This is a genomic window from Natrinema pallidum (genome assembly GCF_005890195.1).
GTDB classification, from domain to species: Archaea; Halobacteriota; Halobacteria; order Halobacteriales; family Natrialbaceae; genus Natrinema; species Natrinema pallidum.
Window position 1 is genome coordinate 1962373 of the sequence record NZ_CP040637.1, and the last position, 20894, is coordinate 1983266.

At 64.8% G+C, this 20894-nt stretch carries 18 protein-coding genes; 11 read left to right on the forward strand and 7 right to left on the reverse strand.

The window, feature by feature from the left end; genetic code table 11:
• Positions 1-18 precede the first annotated feature (18 nt).
• Both FGF80_RS09770 and FGF80_RS09775 read right to left on the reverse strand, forming a co-directional pair.
• Positions 19-462, reverse strand: a complete 444-nt coding sequence (locus FGF80_RS09770) for a universal stress protein (protein ID WP_138653655.1) — start codon at positions 460-462, stop codon at positions 19-21.
• An 80-nt stretch (positions 463-542) separates the two neighbouring features.
• Positions 543-1544: a mechanosensitive ion channel family protein gene (locus FGF80_RS09775; protein WP_006184144.1), complete on the reverse strand. Its 1002-nt coding sequence runs from the start codon at positions 1542-1544 to the stop codon at positions 543-545.
• A 138-nt stretch (positions 1545-1682) separates the two neighbouring features.
• Between FGF80_RS09775 and trmB the strand changes: the two genes are divergently transcribed.
• The 7 genes from trmB (at position 1683) to FGF80_RS09810 (ending at position 10047) form a co-directional block, all read left to right on the forward strand.
• Positions 1683-2747: an HTH-type sugar sensing transcriptional regulator TrmB gene (gene trmB / locus FGF80_RS09780; RefSeq protein WP_138653657.1), complete on the forward strand. Its 1065-nt coding sequence runs from the start codon at positions 1683-1685 to the stop codon at positions 2745-2747.
• A 299-nt stretch (positions 2748-3046) separates the two neighbouring features.
• Positions 3047-4513: an extracellular solute-binding protein gene (locus FGF80_RS09785; RefSeq protein WP_138653659.1), complete on the forward strand. Its 1467-nt coding sequence runs from the start codon at positions 3047-3049 to the stop codon at positions 4511-4513.
• Positions 4503-5546 (forward strand): carbohydrate ABC transporter permease, encoded by a 1044-nt coding sequence (locus FGF80_RS09790; RefSeq protein WP_138653661.1) that lies wholly within the window; start codon positions 4503-4505, stop codon positions 5544-5546. Before FGF80_RS09785 ends, FGF80_RS09790 begins: the two co-directional genes overlap by 11 nt.
• Entirely contained in the window at positions 5546-6589 is a 1044-nt protein-coding gene (locus tag FGF80_RS09795) for a carbohydrate ABC transporter permease (protein WP_006184140.1), read from the forward strand. Before FGF80_RS09790 ends, FGF80_RS09795 begins: the two co-directional genes overlap by 1 nt.
• A 4-nt stretch (positions 6590-6593) precedes the next feature.
• Positions 6594-7781, forward strand: coding sequence for an ABC transporter ATP-binding protein (locus tag FGF80_RS09800; RefSeq protein WP_138653663.1), 1188 nt, complete (start codon positions 6594-6596; stop codon positions 7779-7781).
• 108 nt (positions 7782-7889) lie between these two features.
• Entirely contained in the window at positions 7890-9005 is a 1116-nt protein-coding gene (locus FGF80_RS09805) for a Gfo/Idh/MocA family protein (protein WP_269150349.1), read from the forward strand.
• A 76-nt stretch (positions 9006-9081) separates the two neighbouring features.
• A complete protein-coding gene (locus FGF80_RS09810) occupies positions 9082-10047 on the forward strand; it encodes a sugar phosphate isomerase/epimerase family protein (protein WP_138653667.1) in 966 nt (321 codons plus the stop codon).
• Positions 10048-10228: 181 nt separating this feature from the next.
• Here FGF80_RS09810 and FGF80_RS09815 read toward each other — a convergent pair whose 3' ends face one another.
• Positions 10229-11638 carry a cryptochrome/photolyase family protein gene (locus FGF80_RS09815; RefSeq protein ID WP_006184136.1) on the reverse strand — a complete coding sequence of 470 codons (1410 nt, stop codon included), beginning with the start codon at positions 11636-11638 and terminating at the stop codon, positions 10229-10231.
• Between the two features lie 314 nt (positions 11639-11952).
• Between FGF80_RS09815 and FGF80_RS09820 the strand changes: the two genes are divergently transcribed.
• Together FGF80_RS09820 and FGF80_RS09825 are read left to right on the forward strand one after the other, a co-directional pair.
• Positions 11953-13113, forward strand: a complete 1161-nt coding sequence (locus tag FGF80_RS09820; protein ID WP_138653669.1) for a tubulin/FtsZ family protein — start codon at positions 11953-11955, stop codon at positions 13111-13113.
• Between the two features lie 165 nt (positions 13114-13278).
• The gene (locus tag FGF80_RS09825; protein ID WP_006184134.1) at positions 13279-13467 is read left to right on the forward strand and encodes a hypothetical protein; all 189 of its coding nucleotides are present in this window, start codon (positions 13279-13281) and stop codon (positions 13465-13467) included.
• 117 nt (positions 13468-13584) lie between these two features.
• Here the strand turns inward: FGF80_RS09825 and FGF80_RS09830 are convergent, their stop codons facing one another.
• The 3 genes from FGF80_RS09830 to FGF80_RS09840 form a co-directional block, all read right to left on the reverse strand.
• Entirely contained in the window at positions 13585-14286 is a 702-nt protein-coding gene (locus FGF80_RS09830; protein WP_138653671.1) for a 6-hydroxymethylpterin diphosphokinase MptE-like protein, read from the reverse strand.
• Positions 14287-14547: 261 nt separating this feature from the next.
• Positions 14548-15741 carry a dihydropteroate synthase gene (folP, locus tag FGF80_RS09835; protein ID WP_138653673.1) on the reverse strand — a complete coding sequence of 398 codons (1194 nt, stop codon included), beginning with the start codon at positions 15739-15741 and terminating at the stop codon, positions 14548-14550.
• Positions 15742-16005: 264 nt separating this feature from the next.
• Complete coding sequence (locus FGF80_RS09840; RefSeq protein WP_006184131.1) at positions 16006-17235, reverse strand: Cdc6/Cdc18 family protein; 1230 nt, start codon at positions 17233-17235, stop codon at positions 16006-16008.
• An 897-nt stretch (positions 17236-18132) separates the two neighbouring features.
• Between FGF80_RS09840 and FGF80_RS09845 the strand changes: the two genes are divergently transcribed.
• Both FGF80_RS09845 and FGF80_RS09850 read left to right on the forward strand, forming a co-directional pair.
• The gene (locus tag FGF80_RS09845; protein WP_138653675.1) at positions 18133-18891 is read left to right on the forward strand and encodes an RNA methyltransferase; all 759 of its coding nucleotides are present in this window, start codon (positions 18133-18135) and stop codon (positions 18889-18891) included.
• Between the two features lie 134 nt (positions 18892-19025).
• A complete protein-coding gene (locus FGF80_RS09850; RefSeq protein ID WP_138653677.1) occupies positions 19026-20066 on the forward strand; it encodes a hypothetical protein in 1041 nt (346 codons plus the stop codon).
• 84 nt (positions 20067-20150) lie between these two features.
• Here the strand turns inward: FGF80_RS09850 and FGF80_RS09855 are convergent, their stop codons facing one another.
• A complete protein-coding gene (locus tag FGF80_RS09855; protein WP_138653679.1) occupies positions 20151-20816 on the reverse strand; it encodes an HTH domain-containing protein in 666 nt (221 codons plus the stop codon).
• Positions 20817-20894: the final 78 nt, after the last annotated feature.

Genomic DNA, 20894 nt, shown 5'->3' on the forward strand with positions numbered 1-20894 from the left:
CGGTCGAAAGCTGGCCGCTCACTCGTCGCTGCCGGCGTTTCGCACGACGAACACCGGAATCGAGGCGTTGTCGACGACCCGCTCCGAGACGCTCCCCAACGACGCTACTTTTTCCCGTGGGCTCTTGCCGCGCGTCCCGATCACGATCAGGTCGATCCCCGCCTCGTCGGCGTACTCGAGGATCGTCTTCGCGGGCGTCCCGTGGCGGACTTCGCTGACGGTCTCGAGGTCCGCCGCCGCTGCCCGTTCCTCGACGTCAGCGACCGCGTCCCGTCCCTCGTCCTCGAGCGAGCGCTCGAGGTCGGCACCGGTCTCGTCGTCGGCCGCGGCGGTGACGCGGCTATCGACGACGTACAGCGAGTGGACCGTCGCATCGTTGTCCGCGGCGAGTGGCAGTCCGTGGGCGAGCGTCTCGGGAACGGTATCGCTTCCGTCCGTCGGAATGAGAACATCGTCGTACATCTGTCGACTGACTGCGCATTGAACCGGAGACAGCATAAATCACCCCCACAATACCGAGCGAGCGGAAGCGCCGGCCGCCGTCACTGATCCGTCGGGTCCGCGGGACGCTCGCCCGCCGGCCCCGGCGATCGGGACGCGTTCGCGTGCGGTCGCTCGAAACCGGAGTCGTCGACGGACACGCGGGCGACGCCGCTGCTTCCGTCGAAGACGTGGTGACGACGCGGGTAGGCGAACTCCGCATCGATATCGGCGAAACGCTCGTTGATCGCGTCCTGAACCGCCGATCGGACGACGATCTGCTTGTAGGGGTGGTTCATCCAGAAGAACAGTTCGAGGGCAATCCCGTGATCCCCGTACTCGGCGATGTAACAGGAGGGGGCGGCGGCGTAGCGGGCGCTGCCGATCCGGATGTCGGGGCCGCCCGAAATAACCGCATCGACGCTCCTGGCTGCTCGTTCCGCGGCCTGCCGTGCCGCCTCGAGATCGCTGTCGTAGGTGATCTCGAGCCTGATGGAGATTCGTGTTCGTTCGTCTTCCGCGGAGAAGTTGACGACGTCGCGCGCGTGGATTTCGGAGTTGGGGATGACGATGAAGGTGTTCTGGAGCGTGAAGATCTTGGTGTAGCGGATCGTGATGTCCTCGACGAATCCGCGGTGGCCGGCGTCAGTGACCTCGATCATGTCGCCGATCTCGTAGGGACGATCCGCGAGGATGTAGAGGCCGTTGATCAGACTCCCGACCAGCGGCGCGAGCACGATCGCGATCACGGCCGAGATGACGGTCACCGAGAGGAGGATCTGCGTGTCGCCGACGCCGAGGATGCCGGCCGCGATGCCGATCGCCCAGAGCAACACGGCGAGTCTGACGCCCCGGAGCACGGTCCGTGTGACGCTCGGTCGTTCGATCCTGCGAGCGACCGTGCGACCGGCGACCCGAACGGCGAGTTTCGAGAGGTACCAGCCGACGACGAGGACGAGGAGGGCCAGCGCGATTTCGACCGCGAGTTCGGGCGTCCCGCTCGGCAGCACAGCCTGAGCCGCCTCGACTACCGAACTCGCATCTCTCCGGAGAACCTCGCGCATACCAAGACGCTCAGGCCCGTTGTGGTTAAGCGTTCTGACCGTCAGCTTTGGTGGACCGAAATCGACAACCCGATTTCGAAAACGCGTGCTACTCGAAGTATAATAAATCATTTAGCGGTCGGGGTCGTAGCGTCCGATATGGCACCAGACGAACTTCGCTCGACCGTCGAGCGCGTCGGGGACCGCTTTAACCTCGGCGAGTACGAGATCGACGCCTACCTCACCGTCCTCGAGCAGGGCCAGCTCACGGCGAGCGAGATCGCGGACCGAACGGAGATTCCCCAGCCCCGCGTCTACGACACCGTCCGCAGCCTCAGCGACCGCGGGCTGGTCGAGCTGCGGGAGTCCCGTCCGATGAAGGTCGTCGCGATCGATCCCGGAGAGGCCTTCGACGACGTCCAGACGTCATTCGAACAGATGATCTCGGAACTCGAGGCCCGCTACACCGCGCCGGCCCGCGATACGGAGGCCGTCTCCCTCGTGAAATCGCGATCGACGATCCTGCGCTATCTCGAGGAGGTCATCGACGCCGCGGAGTACGAACTCTCCCTGTCGCTGACACCGGACCTGTTGACGCGGTTCGAGGCGGAGTTGCGGACGGCGATCGAGGCCGGCGTGAGCGTCGACCTGATCGTGACGCCCGCGAGCGAAGCGCCCGATCCCGCGGAGTTCGAATACGGCGCGGTCGCATCGACCGCCCGCGCTCGCCGGGGAATCACGACGCCGGTCGTCGCCGTCGCCGATGGCAACTACTCGGTCTATGCCACCCAGGACGCCCTGCGCGACGACCAAGATCGATACGGTGTCATCTTCAACCGCTCCGCGCTCGGCTTCCTCATCTCCGGGTTCTTCGGGACGGTCCTCTGGACGACCGCCGAGCGAGTGCTCGGCGAGGACGGAACCGACCGAACGTACCCCCGGAAGTACGCCTCGATCCGCCGGTGTGTAAAGGACCTTATCGAGGAGGGCGGGGAGTTCTACGCGACCGTCGAGGGACGGGACGTCGAGGTCGGCGGCCAGCGGATCGTCCGCGGTCGCGTCCGCGACATTTCCTTCGAGGTCAGCGAAGAGGTCGCCAGTCTCACGATCGAAACCGACGACGGCGACGTCTCCGTCGGTGGCCGCGTCGCCGCTCTCGAGGACGTCGAGGCCCACGAGATCCACATCGGTCGGGACGAACCGCCGACGCTCGAGGACCGCTGATCCCGCCACTGGGACCGACCGCGCCGGGAGCCGACGTTCGCCGCGCCGAACCGGTCGATGAATTTGCCGCGTTCCGTACGATGAACAGCCACGTAGGCCGTCGGCCGGCATCTGCCGACCGCTGTCGGCCAATCGGTGATTAGCGTTCTCGAGGTGGGTCCGGTCGGTAGCGGGCCGATGTCCGTGCCGCTGGCGCTCGACGGGTCGAAACCGTAATCGAAACGAGATCCGAACACTCAGACCGTATTACAATATTTATAGCTAACAATTAAGGTGGAGAACGTAGTCCGTTGCCGCGCATGGGACGCGATACCACCGGACAGTATAACCGCGCCCGTCTGAGGCGGCGGTCGTTCCTGGCGGCTGCATCGGCATCGACGGCGGGAGCGGTCGCCGTCACCGGCTGTCTCGGCCGGGGTCGCAGCCCCAATACCGTGGTGATGACTGCCGACTCGGGTGTTGCGGGGATCATACACAGCGACGGCGACGAGCCCTCGGTTCAGCAGGCACTCTGGGACGCCGGTCTCGACGAAGACATCCGTGTCGAGATCCAGACTGTCGTCAGCGACTCCGCATCGCGGATGCAGACGGCTCAGTCGGCGCTCGAGGCGGGTCGCGCTCCGCCCGATATCCACATGATGGACAGCGGCTGGACGGTTCCCTTCATCCTCCGGAACCAGACGGTCAACCTGACCGACGAGTTCCCGAACGACGTCCTCGAGCGAGTCAACAGTCAGTACCTCGATGCAATCCTCAGAACGGCGCGTGACCCGCTGGGTGGAGACCTCCACGCACTGCCGTTCTTTCCGGATCTCGGGTTCACGCTGTACCGCGAGGACCTGATCGAAGATGCCGGCTACGACACCAGTAACTGGCCGTCGGAGCCGCCCCACTGGGAGGAGTTCTCGGCAGCGGTCCGCGACGCGCGGGATCAGGCCGGCCTCAATTACGGGTTCACGACGCAGGCGGCCGCCTACGAGGGGCTGTCCTGCTGTACGTTCAACGAAGTCATGACGTCCTGGGGCGGGGCGTACTTCGGCGGGGTGAACAACCTCTTCACCGCGGGCGACCGGCCGATCACCGTCGACGAGGAACGGTGTATCGACGCGATCCGGATGATGCGCTCGTTCATCGAGGGCGAGACGGAAAACACCATGGACGGCTACGCCCAGATCTGTCCGTCGGCCATCGTTCAGTGGACCGAACAGCAGTCGCTCAACCCGTTCGCCAACGGCGAGGCCGTCTCGAACCGCAACTGGTCGTACGCGATCGCGGAGACGGGCGGGGAAGACGCCTTCGGCGAGAACCTCGGGGTCACGACGCGACCGTACGCGGTCTCTCGGCAGGAAGCCGAGTACGACGGCACCGGCGGGACCGTCGCCGCACTGGGTGGCTGGAACCTCGCCGTGAGCCCGTTTTCCGAGCGGCAGGGGCAAGCGCTGCAGGTCCTCGAAGCGTTCGCCACCGAGGAGGTCATGCTCACGGTCTTCGAACTCGGGGGCTACTTACCGCCGAACCTCGACCTGGTCGCGGAGGCGAGTCCGGACGAGGTCGGTCCCGTCGCTCGCTACGGCGACGTGGTCCAGCGGGCCAGCGAGAACGCGGTCCCGCGGCCAGCGACCGACCTCTGGCCGGAACAGTCCGCGCTGATCTATCAATCGGTCAACGCGGCGTATCGTGGCGAACAATCCCCCGAGGTCGCGATGAGCGACCTCGCTGCCGAACTCGAGCAGAGCGAAGCCGAGGTGGAAACGAATGGCAACTGACACGGATACGGACGGGTTGATCGGCAGCGAGTCCGGACGGGAACGAGACCGTGAACGGACCGGTAACGCCGTCGTCAACTGGATGGAGGGGCTGAGCGAGGCGGCATACGCGTACCTGCTGTTGCTGCCTGCGTTCGCGTTACTGACGCTGATCGCGTTCTATCCGATGCTCCGAACGTTCGTCATGTCGCTTCGTGCCAACCAGACGCGGGGACTCGACCCCCTCAGCGGCTTCGTCGGCATCGAGAACTACGTCGACATCCTCACCGGGAACGCGCGACTGGCCCGGCAGTTCCTCGACGTCGGACTGACCTCGTCGTTTCCGTTTATCGAACTCGGCACCCCGTTCTTCCAGCAGGCGCTGTTCGTCACGCTCGCCTTCGCGGTCATCAGCGTCATCTTCGAGACGGTGATCGGGTTCGGTCAGGCTTACGTGCTCGACCAGGAGTTCACGGGGCGTCGCTGGGTCCGCGTGGCGATCATCCTCCCGTGGGCGGTGCCGATCGTCATTCAGGGAATGATTTTCTTCCTGCTGTTCCAGCCGACGGTCGGGTTCGGCTCCGATCTCATGCAGAGCATCGGCATCTTCAGCGGGACGCCACTGGCCAACAGCCGGGACGCGTTCATCATCATCCTCGTGGCGGACATCTGGAAGTCGTCGGCGTTCATGGCCCTGCTAATCCTCGCGGGACTCCAGAGCGTCGATCGGAGCCTCTACGACGTCGCCCGCGTGGCCGGGGCCTCGCCGTGGCAGCGATTCAAGCTGATCACGCTGCCGCTCGTGATGCCGGCACTGCTGGTCGCGATGCTGTTCCGAACCATGGACGCGATGCGCGTCTTCGGGCTGATCGAGTCGACTGCCGGCTGTACGACCGTGCCCTCGCTGAGTTGTCTCGTCGTCGAAGCGATGTTCGGCGGGACTCGCATCTACGCGACGGCCGCCGCCGTGGCCTTCGCCACGGCACTCGCGATCGGCCTGATCATCGGCGGCTACGTACTCCTCTTCCGTGACACCGACGGAGGGATGTACTGATGACCGATCCAACGGCACCCACCGATCCGAACGACACCGGAGGCATCGACGACGCCGGCGGCGGACCGCCGCGAGACCCGACTCTCCGCCGACCCGACGGCGGCACGACGGCCCTCGAGGACGACCGCGACGCCGAACTCGACCGCGGCCCGTTCCAGCGGTGGGTGGCGAACTCCATCTCCCACCCCGAGCGGGTGTACCGGGCGATGTTCTACGTCGCAGCGATCTTCTTCCTCGTGACGACGCTGTTCCCGTTCTACTGGCTGCTCATGGTGGCACTGACGCCGGAAGGACAACTTCAGGACATCGTCTTTACGCCCAACGGCTTCAATCCGAGCGCGTTCGTCGAGGTCTTCGAGGTCATCCCCTTCCACGTCTACATGTTCAACAGCTTCGTGATCGCGCTCGCCTCGACGGTCGTCGTCCTCGTCATCGCTAGCCTCGCCGGCTACGCCTTCGGCCGCCTCGAGTTCCCCGGCCGGACCCCGCTCATGCTGCTCGTGCTGGTTATTTCCTTCTTCCCGCCGGCCGCGTTCTTCATCCCGCTGAACGACCTCTTCAACACCTCGTTCGTGTTCCTCGAGCCGATCACCGGCGATGGGACGCTCTACAACACGCCGTTTGCCCTCGTAACCCCGCTGTCGGCGATCTTCATGCCGCTCGCGATCTTTATTCTCACGACGTTCTACGGACAGATCCCGGACGGCCTGGAGGACGCGGCTCGCGTCGAAGGGACGACTCGGCTCGGTGCATTGTTTCGGGTCATCATCCCGCTGTCGGCACCGGGCGTCGCGACGGCCGGCGTGTTGACCTTCATCGCCGTCTACAACGAGTTCTTCTTCTCGTTCCTGATGACGGACGGCCAGCCGGAAAACTGGGCACCCATTCTCGACGGAATTCTCGCGTATCAGGGGCAGTACGAAGTTCTGTACAATCTCATGGCGGCCGCGAGCATCCTCGGGGTCATCCCCGTCGCGATTCTCGTGGTGATCGCACAGGAAAAAATCGTTAGCGGGCTGACTGCGGGCGCACTCAAAGAGTAAGACAATGTCACGAGTCCGACTCGAGAACATCACGAAACGGTACGGAGACGAAACGGCAGTCGACGACATCAGCCTCGAAGTCCAGGACGGCGAGTTCGTTACCTTCGTTGGCCCCTCGGGCTGTGGGAAGTCGACGACGATGGAGACGGTCGCGGGGTTGACCCAGCCGACCGCTGGGCGAGTCTACATCGGCGACGACGACGTTACCGATCTCGCCCCGAAGGATCGGGGCGTCGCGATGGTCTTCCAAAACATCGCGCTGTTCCCGCACATGGATGTCTACGAGAACATCTCGTTCGGGCTGCGGCTCCGAAAGTACGACGACGAGGAGGTCCGGCGGCGCGTCGAAGAGGCCGCCGACATCGTCCAACTCGAGGGTATGCTCGATCGGATGCCAAAGGAGATGTCCGGCGGCCAGCAACAGCGGGTCGGGATCGCCCGCGCGATCGTTCGCAACCCCGACGTGTTCCTGATGGACGAGCCGCTGGCCAACCTCGACGCGAAGTTGCGGGTCCACATGCGGACCGAACTCCAGCGGCTCCATCGGGAACTGGATGCGACGGTGATCTACGTCACCCACGACCAGGCCGAGGCGATGACGATGTCAAACCGGATCGCCGTGCTGAACGACGGCCGGCTCCAGCAGATCGCCCCGCCGCTGGTCTGTTACAACGAACCAACGAACCTGTTCGTCGCTGGCTTCATCGGTTCGCCGTCGATGAACTTCGTCGAGGGGACGCTCGTCGAGGGCGGCCTCGAGATGACCAACTTCACCGTCGCCCTCGATCCGTCGCGGCTGCCGGACGCGGCGGTCGGCGACGCCGTCACGCTCGGGATCAGACCCGAGGATGTCCATCTGTCGTCGTACGCGGAGTCGCTCGCATCGTCGACGGACCGGATCGACGCCCGAACCGACGTCTTGGAACCGATGGGCGACGAGGTCTTCGTCTACCTGCTTCTCTCCGAGACCGCCACGGGCTCGATGGAGCAAGACCCCGCGGCGTCACCGAACCAGTTGCTGATGAGCGTCACACCCGACACGGAGATCGAGGCGGGCCAGGATGTCGATGTCGTCCTGGATCGGTCGAAGATCCATCTCTTCGATACCGCGACCGGTGACGCGCTGGTTCACGGCATCACCGACCTCCCCGAACGAGAGCCCGGGACGACGCCGACCGAAGCCGACAGCTGAACCCCGTCGGTACGCTCGAGCGGGCGGTCCCTGTCGCCGATCGCTCGGCGTTTGGCGACGGACGGAAGTTCCTCGAGCCGAAGTATTCTATATAGCGGATATGGGTGTATCAGTCCGAACGGAGACGAACGCTGGCAGTGCCAGAACACCAGGGATATGATAGAAGATCGATCGGAAATCGAAACCGGGATCGTCGGCCTCGGCAACATCGGCCAGTATCACGCCGAACGACTCGTCGACCTCGGCGTAACGCTCGCTGGGGGCATGGATGTCGCCGCCGAGGCGCGAACGCGCTTTGCACGGCGGTACAACGTGGACGTCTACGACAACCACCACGAACTGTACGATACCGTCGACGCGGTCATCATCACGACGCCGAACAAGTACCACGAGGAGTACGCCATCGACGCCTTCGAGCGGGACCTCCACGTCCTGTTGGAAAAGCCCCTCGGCCACTCGACGGAAAGCGCCGAGCGAATCGCCACTGCGGCAGCAGCGTCGGACGGCTACGCGATGGTGGGGTTCAATAACCGCTTTGCCAACACGGTCCGAATCGTGAAAAACCGGATCGATCGGGGCGAACTCGGCGACGTGTCCCACGTCGAAGCGAACTACGTCCGGCGGCGCGGCATCCCGGGCCGGGGCTCGTGGTTCACCCGGCGACAGATCGCCGGTGGCGGCGCGCTGATCGACCTCGGGGTCCACGCCGTCGATCTCGCCCTCTTCCTGCTCGGCTATCCCGAAGTCGAGGAAGTAAGCGGCATCGCCCGCAGCGAGTTCGGCTCCCGCGAGGAGTACGCCTACCTCGACATGTGGGCGGACGACGCGGGTCCAGAAGGGTTCGACGTCGACGACTCCGCCAGCGCCTTCATCCGCTGTGCGGGGAATCGAACGATCTCGCTCGAGGTCGCGTGGGCGACCAATCGGCCAGCGACCCACGAATTCGTCGCCCGCGGGACCGAATCCGCGGCCCGCTTCGATCTCCTCGACGGCGATCTCACGTTCCATTCGGCGAGCAAGGTCGGACCGGACCATCTCGAGGACACGACCATCGAGACGCGCCAGAACGATACCCACTCCGACGAACAACGGGAGTTCTTCGACCGGATCGTCGGCGAGGGCATGCGCGGGAACAGTATCGAAGAGGCCCTCACGGTCCAGCGGGTCATCAACGGGATCTACCGCTCGAGCGACGCCGGCCACACGGTGCCCATCGAGGAGTGAAACGCGGGCGACCGGTCGACACCACCGAGTGCCTGCCAGCCCTCGTTTTATCTGTCCGGTCGTGCTGGCACGTCTCATGGAGATCGGCGTGCATACCCCACCGCTGGCGGACGAACCGCTCGAGAGCGCGCTGTCCTATCTCGACGGACTCGGCGTCGGGGCGATCGAACCGGGTGTTGGCGGGCATCCGGGACAGGACCACCTCGAGCGGGCCGCATACCTCGACGACGAGAACGAACAGGCGGAACTCCACGATCTCCTCGAGGAGTACGACATGCGGATCAGCGCGCTCGCGACCCACAACAACCCGCTCCATCCCGACGACCAGCGGGCCGAGGAGGCCGACACCGAACTCCGCGAGGCGATCCGACTGGCGGCCCAACTCGAGGTCGGGACCGTCACCTGCTTCTCGGGGCTCCCGGCCGGCGGGCCGAGCGACGAGGTGCCAAACTGGATCACAGCCCCGTGGCCGCCCGAACACGCCGACGCGCTCGAGTACCAGTGGGAGCGGGCCGTCGACTACTGGGGCAAACTCGCGGCTCTAGCCGCCGATCACGAGGTCGACATCGCGATCGAGATGCATCCGAACATGCTGGTCTACGAGCCACACGGGCTGGCGCGACTGCGCGAGGAGACCGGCGAGCGGATCGGCGCGAACGTCGACCCCTCGCATCTCTACTGGCAGGGAATCACGATCACCGACGCGATCCGCTATCTGGGTAAGCGCGATGCGATCCATCACGTCCACGCCAAGGATACCAAAATCTACGACGCACAGGCCCGCGAAAAGGGAGTTTTGGACACGACCGCCTACGACGACGAACCCAACCGCTCGTGGCTCTTCCGGTCCGTCGGCTACGGCCACGGCGAGGCCCACTGGAAGGACATCGTCTCGACGCTCCGACTGGTCGACTACGACGGCACCCTGAGCATCGAACACGAGGATTCCCTGACCAGTTCGCGGGAAGGCCTCGAAAAGGCGATCGACCTCCTCGAGCGGGCGATCTTCGAGACCCAGCCCGAAGACGCCTACTGGGCGTAGGTCGACCTCGGCGGCTATTCGCCGACCGACTCCGTCGACGGTTCGTCCCGGGAGGACAGACTAGCGCATAGCATAGTCCGGCGGATAAGGATGATGGCGGATCTAATCGACCGACAGCCTCGGAGTAGCCGATCCGCCGATGGCGTTCCGACCCATCCCCGAACGACGAGGCGGCGCGGTCCTACTCCGACGCCTCGCCGCGCGCCCGTTCGAAGAGTTCGATGGCTCGGTCCCGCCGGTCGGCGTGGTCGACGATCGGTCCCGGATAGTCGGGAGCGATCCGCTCGCGCTCGGCCGGCTCGAGGTCGTGCCAGCCGTGGATTTCCGCGGCGGTCGCGGCCGCGAGTTCGGGGACGTACTCGCGGATGTACTCGGCGTCGGGATCGTACTCGCGGCCCTGTTTCATCGGGTTGAACACCCGGAAGTACGGCTGCGCGTCGGTCCCGGTCGATCCCGCCCACTGCCACCCGCCGACATCGTTTGCGGTGTCGTGGTCCGCCAGTTTCTCCCGGAACCAGGCGTAGCCCGCGCGCCAGTCGGTCAGGAGATCCTTCGTCAGGAAGGAGGCGACGAGCATCCGCACGCGGTTGTGCATCCACCCGTCCGCACGGAGTTGGCGCATCCCCGCGTCGACGATCGGATACCCCGTCGTGCCGGCTTTCCAGGCCTCGAGTGCGTCGGGATCGTCGCGCCAGTCGATCTCGTTCTCGTAGCCGCTGAAGTTCTCGGTGACCGTGTTCGGGTTGAAGGCGAGGACGTGGGCGTAGAACTCCCGCCAGGCGAGTTGGCGCTGGAACTCGCGGACGCTCTCGCGATCGGCGTCGCGCTCGGCTCGGTCGGCGGCGCGCTCGGTGGCGGCGTACAGCTCCCGCGGCCCGATCGTTCCCCACTTGAGGTGTGGCGAGAGTCGAGAAGTCCCGCTTTCGGCGGGATAGTCGCGCATCGCGGCGTACTCGTAGATCGGCCCCGAACAGAAGTCGGCCACTCGCTCCCGGGCCGCCGCCGTCGTCACCGTCGGGGGCGTCGCCTCGGGTTCGTCGACGCCGAGATCCGCGAGCGTCGGAATCGAATCGCCCGAGACGGCCGCGAGATCGCCCGCCTCGGGTTCGTCGGCCGGCGCTCGCTTGTCGCGGTCGCGCCACTTCTTCCAGAAGTACGAAAAGACCGAGTAGTGTTCGCCCTGATTCGGCGTAATCGATCCCGGTTCGTGGTGGATCGCATCGTGGACCGACTCGGCCGTGATCCCCTCGTCCGCGAGTGCCGTCCGGACGGCCTGGTCGCGTTCCCGGGCGAGCCCGCTATAGTCCTCGTTCCAGACGACCGTCGCGGCGTCGTGTGTCGTCGCGACCCGGGGCACGACCGTGCTCGCCTCGCCCCGCACCACGAGCAGGTCACTCCCGTGTGCCCTGTACCACGAGCGAAGGCTCTCGAGGGCCTCGAGCAGACATGCGACCCGGACCGGCGAGGCGTGTTCGAGGACGGACGGATCGAGCACGAACAGCGGGACGACCGGCTCGTCGGCCGAGGCAGCGCGTGCGAGCCCGCGATTATCACCCGGACGGAGGTCCCGACGGTGCCAGTGAACGATCATACCCGAACCTGACGGGCGGAGAACGGAAAATGTGGGGGTATCGGCGCACCACGAGCGATGGCCCGCTCGGGGTGTGACCGCATCGCCACGTCGTCGATGACTCGGCCCATGCGGAAGGTGCTAGCGCTCGATGAGAGTCAGGATTGACAGAGAGTAATGAGTTCGTGAGAGTATTTTCTTCGATTATACGCGGTTCATAACAATGCCTTCGTCCGCGGAGACACAGGACGTGGAACCCGTTCCGGTCCCGGTCGATCCGTCCGGCGACGCTGTCCGGTCGCGGTCGCGCCGGGGAACGGCCACGTCAGACAGCTATGAAACTCGCACTCATCGGCTTCGGTCAGGCAGGCGGGAAGGTCGTCGACGAGTTCCTCGCGTTCGACGACGCGATCAACGGCGGCTTCGTCGAATCAGCGATCGCGATCAACTCGGCGACGACGGACCTCAAAGGCCTCGACCGCGTCTCCGTGGAGAACCGAGTCCTCATCGGACAGGCACGCGTGAAAGGCCACGGCGTCGGCGCTGACAACGAACTCGGCGCGGAAATCGCCGAGGCGAACATCGACGAACTACAGGGCGCGATCGATCGGATTCCGGTCCACGAGATCGACGCGTTCCTCGTCGTTGCAGGCATGGGCGGCGGGACCGGGAGCGGCGGCGCGCCGGTCCTCGCGAAGCATCTCCAGCGGGTCTACACACAACCCGTCTACGGGCTGGGTATCTTCCCCGGCACGGACGAGGGTGGTATCTACACGCTCAACGCGGCCCGCTCGTTCCGGACGTTCGTCGACCAAGTCGACAACCTGCTGGTCTTCGACAACGACGCCTGGCGCAGCGCCGGCGAGTCCGTCGAAGGCGGCTACGACCGCATCAACCGCGAAATCGTCGAGCGGTTCGGCCTCCTCTTCGCCGCCGGCGAGGTCCGAGAGGGCGATCACGTCGCCGAGAGCGTCGTCGACTCGAGCGAGATCATCAACACGCTCTCGAACAGCGGCGTCTCCACGGTCGGCTACGCCAGCGAGACGGTCGAGATCGACGACGGCCTCCTGTCCTCGCTGACCGCCGACGACGAGTTCGACGAAGGATCGGCGACGAACCGACTGACCAGTCTCGTCCGCAAGGCAACTCTCGGCCGCCTCACGCTCCCCTGTGACGTCGCCAGCGCCGACCGTGGCCTGGTCGTCGCGAGCGGCCCGCCGAGCTACCTCAATCGCAAGGGCGTCGAACGCGGCCGCCAGTGGCTCGAGGACGAGACCGGCAGCATGGAGATCCGCGGCGGGGATTACCCGATCACGGTTCGGGACGAGGTCGGGACGATCGTCCTGCTGTCGGGTGTGACCGACGTGCCGCGGATCGATCAACTACAGGAGGTCGCGATCGAGGCACAGGAGACGACCGCGGACGTACGGGCGACCGCCGACGAGGACTTCGCGTCGCTGATGGACACCGGCGACGAACTCGACGCGCTGTTTTAACACCCACGGGTCCGATCATATCGTTCCCGTTCGGGACAACCACGTCGGTCGAACCACGGGAGCAGTCGTGCAGACGGTGTTAGGAGCAGGTTACCACGCAACGGAGTGAACGGCGTTCAGTATATCGATACAATAACGAACGGAGATATTCCCGACGGACCATTCATGAGGGGACAGGAGAACGAACCCGCGATGCGATCGATGCTGCGAAGCGCACTCGAGGCGGCGTTGCTCCCGGGAGACGACGGAACTGTCATCGAGGAGTGTCGTCGGTGTGGGACGACGCTCGAGTCGACGCTTACGAACTGTCCGTCCTGTGGGTGTCGCGATATCGCCGAGTATCGGATTCAGTGAGCGGCGGCCAGTGACGGAAGTCGAGACCGGCGTCGGCGGCGTCGGCGGCGTCGGTCACGGCGGGATTCGGTGGCGGGAGTCGGGAGCTGGAATCGAATCGAGGGTCGACGAGCCTCGTTACGGGATCGGAAGCGCGGTCGTCTCGATGGCGTCCCGTCGACCGTCGAGTACCGCGAACCGCTCGTCGCGGCGCACCTCGAGCCAGAAGAGGAGGCGCTCGGCCCACTCGAGTTTGCGTGCTTTCGGCGGGTCGACCGTGGGATCGTCGAAGTCCCAGCCGACGAAGACGAGGCGAGCGGCACCGATGTGATCGGCGAGAAAGGCGGCCCGGTCGCCGTCGGTAAAGCCGCCGAAGTTCCGGACCGAGCCGCGCGGTGCGGCCTGTGTGGTCGGCAGGACGTAGTCGTGGTTGCAGTCCGGAACGACCGTCCGGATCGCGTCGAGATTATCGCCGTGACCGTGAACCGCGACCGGGACGCCCCGCGCGGTGAGTCGCTTGACGGTCGCCGGGTTCTTGTCGAGATCCGTCACCATGCAGTCGGAGGCAATATCGTGGCTCGCGAGCGTCTCGACGGCCGTCGACGCGGCGACGACGACATCGGCCTCGCGCGCCCGCTCGAGGGCTCGGTCGGTCTCGAGGGACGGCCCTGCCCCCGCTACGGCGACGGTCGTTTCGGGACCGATCGGCAGTTTGGAAGGGTCGAACGACGTCTCGAGAAGGGACGCGAGGCGATCGCGCCCTCGCTCGTCGCCGGCGCGATCGTAGCCGAAATCGCGGCGGATCGCCTCGTAGACCGGTTCCCAATCGTCGAACTCCATGTGCCCGTCTTCGACGCCCTACCCGTTTGTGTGTTCGGTCTCGGGAGACGGATAGCGGGGGAGGATAGCAGCAGGAATCGCCGAACTCAGAAGTAACGGAGAGACTCTATGATGCTGTGTCTGGACCCAGTTCGCACTGGGCAATGTAGTAGCGCAATAATTCCGTGTTATGGGCCGGGGGTCGCCTCCAAAGTACCCCTACCCGGGAGGCTACCTCGGCGTCCACTCTCTCCTTTTGAAGCATACGGCATAAGCTTTCTCTTAACGCAGCAGCCTTGACAGCTTCTCTCCGAGGGCCGCGATGTCGTCGCTTTTTCCGGCGAGACGACCTGAAACATCGGAAACTGCCGTCGCCGATCCCATGACAAGGAGGTCGCCGTCGGACGACGGCTGGACGACCGCACCGTGTTCCGCTGCGATCGACATCAGCCGCTCGCTCGCGTCGTCGTCGAGACCCTCGATCTCGAGCAGTTGGGTCCCCCAGTCGTCCGCGAACGCGGGATCGATCCCGCGCTCTCTGAGATGGGTTCGAACCGTGCGGGTCGAGTCCACGTCCAGTTGCGAGATGGAGACCCCGTCGATACTGGCACTTGTACGCTCGGTAAAGGCCTTCCCGATCAGCGCCGCGTCCCGCGTTTCGGCCACGTCGTGGGTCCGGATCACGTGTGCCCCACGTTCGACGGCCATCGAAGTCGCCGCCAGGCTCACCGGTAACCGCTCGTCGGTCTCGCGGTCCGCGAGCTCGCCGAGGAAGTTCTTCCGATTGATCGAGACCAGCATCGGCCGGTCGAGCGCACGGAACTCGCGGAGTCGGCGGAAGGCATCGCGGTCGTCGGCGAGCGTCTGGGCCTCGCTCCACCCGCCGAACGCGGGGTCGACGATCGTCTTGTCGGTCAGTCCGTTCTGTTTCAGCGCCTCGTATACCTGCTCGACGTAGTCGGCGTTCGCCGCCCAGTCCGGGGACTTCCGTGCCGCCCAGTCGGTCTCCTCGACAGCACCCGGCCGCTCGAGGTCGGGCGGACTCGCCATCTTGGCGACGGCGACGTCGTACTCCTCACAGACGGTCGGCATCTCGGGGTCGGCGAAGCCGCAGATGTCGTTGACCATGTCGAACCCCTTCGAGAGAGCCTCGTCGGCCACCTCGGCGTACCGCGTTTCGATCGAGAAGATCGCGTCCCCGGAAACGCTCTCGATCGTCTCGAGCGCGACGTACAGCCGCTCGAGTTCCTCCTCGGCCGAGAGCACGTCGAAGCGTTTGTTCGCCGACTCGAGGCCGATGTCGACGATGTCGGCCCCCTCGTCGATCAGTTCCTCGTCGACGTAACGGGCCGCCTCGCCGGAATCGTCGAAGACGCTCGGATCGTACGGCGATTCCTCGCTGACGTTCAACACGCCCATGATTCGAGGCGGATACTCGTCACCGATCCCGAGGCCGGCGGCGTCGACGCTGTCCATACTCGGTCTGTGGAAGCGAGGCAAAAAGGCATCGTGGTTCCGGCGAACCGTATCGCCTCCCCGCATGGCTTCCTCTGACGGGGGAGGGGTGCCGAATCGGTCCCGAGGACGACCGCGTCGGGCAGTGGGCTGCCGGAACGCCGGACCTGATCCAGCGGACCCCATCGATCGTCACAGTCCAATACCGTCGCCTCCGGAGACGACATCGCTGTCGATATAAAACCCCCGCGGAACGGTGTCTCAGTCGGACGCTCGGCCGAGTCGTCACTCGCCGTCCTCGAGGACGGCGAGTCGCGAATCCCGCAGGAGGACCTTCTTGACGATCGAGGGGTTCTCGAGCAGGCGGTGTTTCGCGTGTGCGCCGCGGCCGCGACCCCGGCCCTCGCGTTCGGACTGGATCACGTTAAGGAAGTTCTGTTCCTGGAGGATTTCCTGGACGCGGCGTTCCGAGAGCACGTCGAAGTCGAGTCGACGTGCGACCTCCTTGTACTGGTTGTAGATGATCTTCGTCGGGAACTCCTTCTCCGAACTGTTCTCGGTCAGCAACGTCAACGAGTAGAGGATCGCCTTCGCCTGCTGGGGCGAGCCCTCGATCAGTTCGTTGAACCGGTCGGCCTCGGTCTTCTCCTTGGCGTCGCGGACGTGATCGGCGGTGACCCGCGTGTCGTTTTGCTTCTTCGCGATCCGACCCGCGTTCCGGAGGATGTCGATCGCCTTTCGCGCGTCGCCGTGTTCCTGGGCGGCCAGCGCGGCGGTCAACGGAATCACGTCGTCGGAGAGCACCCCGTCGTGGAAGGCGTCGCGCCGTTTCTCGAGAATCTCGACGAGTTGGTTGGCATCGTACGGCGAGAAAACGAGTTCGTCCCGCGAGAGGCTCGATTTGACGCGTTCGGAGAGGTGATCGGGGAAGTCGATCTTGTTCGAGATGCCGATGATCCCGATACTCGAGTCCGAAATGCGGCGGTTTTCGCCGGCCCGGGAGAGTTTGCGCAGTACTTCGTCGTCCTCGAGCATGTCGATCTCGTCCAGGATGACGATGGTCACGTCGGTACAATGATCGATGGCCTGCCAGAGGCGCTTGTAGTAGTCGCCGGTACCAAGCCCGCGGTCGGGGATGGTGACCCCGCTCGCGTCGGGTTCGTTGACGATCTGGGCGATCGTTTTGACGATTGAAGCTTCCGTGTTCTGTTCGCCACAGTCGATGAATGCGTACTTGACCGTGATATCGTCGTGCTCGGCCTCGGTGATCACGCGCTGGGTGACCGACCGCGAGATGAGCGATTTACCGGTTCCGGTCTTGCCGAAGATAAACAGGTGGTTGGGTTCGCTCCCGAAGATAGCCGGGTTCAGGGCGTCCGCAACCCGTTGCATCTGCTCGTCACGACCGACGATCCGATCCGGACCGGGCAGGTGCGTGATCTCGAGCAGGCGCTCGTCGGCGAAGACCGGATCGTCGTACCGAAAGAGCGGGTCTCGATCGTCGTTGGCGGACATTGCGATATCCAGCCCCTTCCAACTGGATTGAAATAAAGGTATGGAGATCGATCGCGGATGTAAATAGCCTGCGTGAGTGGGACGAATCGGGAGATAACAGCGGTATATCGGAACTGCTGTCCCAGGGCCACCCTCGCGCTTCTAACGAAGCGCGACGGGACCGTAGGCGGACACCCCCATCGCGGATGTAAGGCTCGCACGAACGAGTCGGTGTGAGCGTCAGTCGATCCGATTCGGGGAATCCGATCGGGTTCTTTTCACGAGGACAGAAAGACAGTAAACCCACCGGAAACAGCCCGGAAAGACCGTAAACGAGCAGTTAGCTAGTTCCAGTCGGGGGACACACCCCCCTCGCGTTTGTAACGGCAACAGCGGAGGGGTGGAACAACTGATCCCGAAATATCCGGGTTTTGACCCCGAATTCGAGCCAAATTTACATCCGCGGAGAAGGTGTGTTCCGAAACAGGGACCCCACACGGAATTCCCGTTACAAACGCGAGGGGGGTGTGTCCCTCTCCCACTGTGTATGATGTCAGGCTCTCCTTCGAAAACGCACACGTATGCGGCGTCAAACGCGTCCCTCTTGCTTTCCCGTAACAACTAGTTACTAGACTAGTTTAACTAGAATCGAGAAAGAGGAGAAGAAAGGGGAACACGGACTGCGAGGACGTAGACTGCGAGGGGCATGGACACTCGAGTGGACGTGAGGTGCTCGAACGGAGCAGACGTGAATAACTCACACGAAACGACGAACGCGTTTCTTTTTGCGTTCCCGTTCGGTACTCCAGGTATGCACACGCTCATCGCGACGACGGGACCGTCGGACACGCTTACGTCCCATCGTCTCCGAACTGGTACGGTCACCCATCGTCTCGAGTCCATCGCACTGACGACCCAATGAGTGACGACGCACCCACCCGGACGGACGTGGATCGGACGCCGCCGGCCGTCGCCGTGGTCGACGCACAGTCGCCGGGGAACGTCGGAACGATCGCTCGTGCGATGAAGAACTTCGGCTTCGACGACCTCCTGCTGATCGATCCGCCCGAACTGGACCCCGACGGCGAGGCTTATGGCTTCGCGGGGCACGCTCGCGAGGACGTCCTTCCCGACGCCGACGAAATCACGTTCGACCACCTCGCCGAGAACTACCACACCATCGGCTGTACGGCAGTAACGAACGAGGACGACCGTAGCCACACGCGGTTTCCCTACTCGACGCCGGCGGCGTTGGCAGAGCGATTGCCGACCGTCGAGGGACCGACCGCGCTCGTCTTCGGCCGCGAGCGCGTCGGCCTGACGAACGAGGAACTCGCCCGGATCGACGAGATCTGTTCGATCCCAGCGAGCGCCGAGTACCCTGTGCTCAATCTCGGGCAGGCCGCCACGGTAACCCTCTACGAACTCCGCTCGCTTACGCTCGAGGACACGCAATTGCCCGATCTCGAGCGCGTCCGCGCGCCAGAGCAGACGATCGATCGGCTCTACGACCAGTGGGCGGCGCTGCTCGAGGAGATCAACCACCCGGCGGAGAAACGCGACAAGACGATGCGGATGCTCCGCCGGGTGTACGGACGGGCCGACCTGACCGAACGCGAGGCAACCACGCTAGTGGGCCTCCTCCGGCGGGCGACCGACCGGCCGGCCGAGAACTGACTCTCGGGCGGCAGGTGTCGACTCGTCTGGCGGAGGAAGGTGTCAGTCCATCAGCCGGAAGGTGTCAAATCGATCAACACAGCCGCTCTCGATGGCCATTACAGTAATACGTTCCCGGTAACCACGACTACTGGATGACCGACTTACGTCGACGGAACGCGTTGCAGTTGCTCGGCGGTGGCATGGCGTTTCTGGCCGGTTGCTCGGAGACATCCGACGGAAACGGTACCGAGAGCGACGACACCGACGACACTGACTCGAACGATTCGAACGGCGCGACCGATGCCATCGAGGGCGACCTCCCGTCGTACGCCTCGATGCTCCCGACGACCGAGCGCTCGGCGTACTTCTACGGTGCGATCGACGTCGAGACGATGAGCACCCTGCTCGAGGACGAGGGTGCCGAAGCCGGCGCGGAACCGACGGACCCGCTCGTCGGCAACCCGGTCGTCGTCGCACTCCTCTGTTCGTTCGGCCTGCAACAACTGGGGTCCTCTGCCGGACGCGATGCGTACACCGACCACAACGAGACGGCCGACGGCGAGGAGCAGTTCGTCTACGCCCTCGTCGGTTCGTACGATCGCGACGGCCTCGCGACGGCGCTCGAGGCGGCGGGCTACACCGCCGAACGCGAGGCGGACGCCTACACCGTCTATACCGACGCCGAGAGCGACGAGGTCGTCGGAATCTCGGCGGGCGTGTACGCGTACTCGTATCCCAATGGCAGCGAGTCCGCGTTCGATCCGATCGCCGCGGTCGAGCGGACGGTCGCGACGGCAGCCGGTGACCGACCGCCGAAACACGAGGTCGACGACGGCTTCGAACGACTGCTTCGAGCCGGCGAGAACGGCGGGATCACGAGCTGTCTGTACACCGACGCCGACGAGTTCGACGCGGCATCCCTCTCGAGCGATCGGGCAACCGACGAGGACAGCCTGCAGTTCGCATTCGACGCCTTCGAGGGGGCGAACGGCGTCTCCCAGCACCTCGCGGTGGCCGACACCGATGCGGCCGCGACCGCGACCGCCGTCGTCACCTATCGCAGCGAAGACCGCGTCGACGAGGGCCGCCTCGAGTCGGCGCTGGGAACGGAAGCGGAGACCGTCGAGTTCGCCACCATCGGTTCGCGGGTCGAAATCGACGCCGAGTACGGTGGGGAGTTCGCCCGCGAGTAGCCGCTCCGTCGGCCGCCGACTCGAGACCGATCGAGCCCGGCGGGAAAAACAGTTCCTCGAGCCCGGTCCCAGTCTCCCGGATCGCTACTGCGGTTCGACGACCGACGGCTCCCCTTCCCGTGTCGATCGAGTCGGCTGCGACTCGCGGCGGCCGGACTCGGAGACGGTCCCGATCCAGCCACAGTCGCTACACGCGAACAGCCCTTGGCCGTCGATCAGCGACCCGCCACAGTCGGGGCACGTGTCCCCCGTCGCCGACGCGAGACGTTCGTCCGGATCGGCGACCGACCCGAGCGGCGTCGGGAGACCGCCGGTTCGAAGCGTCGCGATCACCTCGTCGGTGGTATAGGTGTCCGTGGTCGCCTCGTCGGAGTGTGGGAAAACGCCGAGCAGTTCGTCGCCGGCGTAGAGTTCGAGACATAACAGCGGCGTCACGAGTCGCTCCCGGGTCTCGCCGGTTACCTGTGACGTCGTCGTGCGCTTTCGGAACGGCGGCCGGATCGTCACGTCTCGCTCGTCGGCCCACGCCGAGAACCGGTCGTAGCTCTCGAGGACTTCTTGGTGGGGGCTCTCCTCGGACAGTGCGATCTCCTTGGGCCAGCTCCGAAGCAATAGGTCGTCGATCGCGCCTTCCGACTCGCAGGCCTGTATCGTCTCGATCTGCTCGTCCACCGGCTCGAGCAGCAACGGCGCTCGGACGTGACACACCACGGTCAGTGCCGGACGGTCTGGGTCTCTCGTCGGAGTCATCAGTCAGGTGGTCGGGCAACGTGTGTGCTAATAAATGTTTTCGACGGGGCGGATATGGCCCGCTTGCCGGATCGGCCG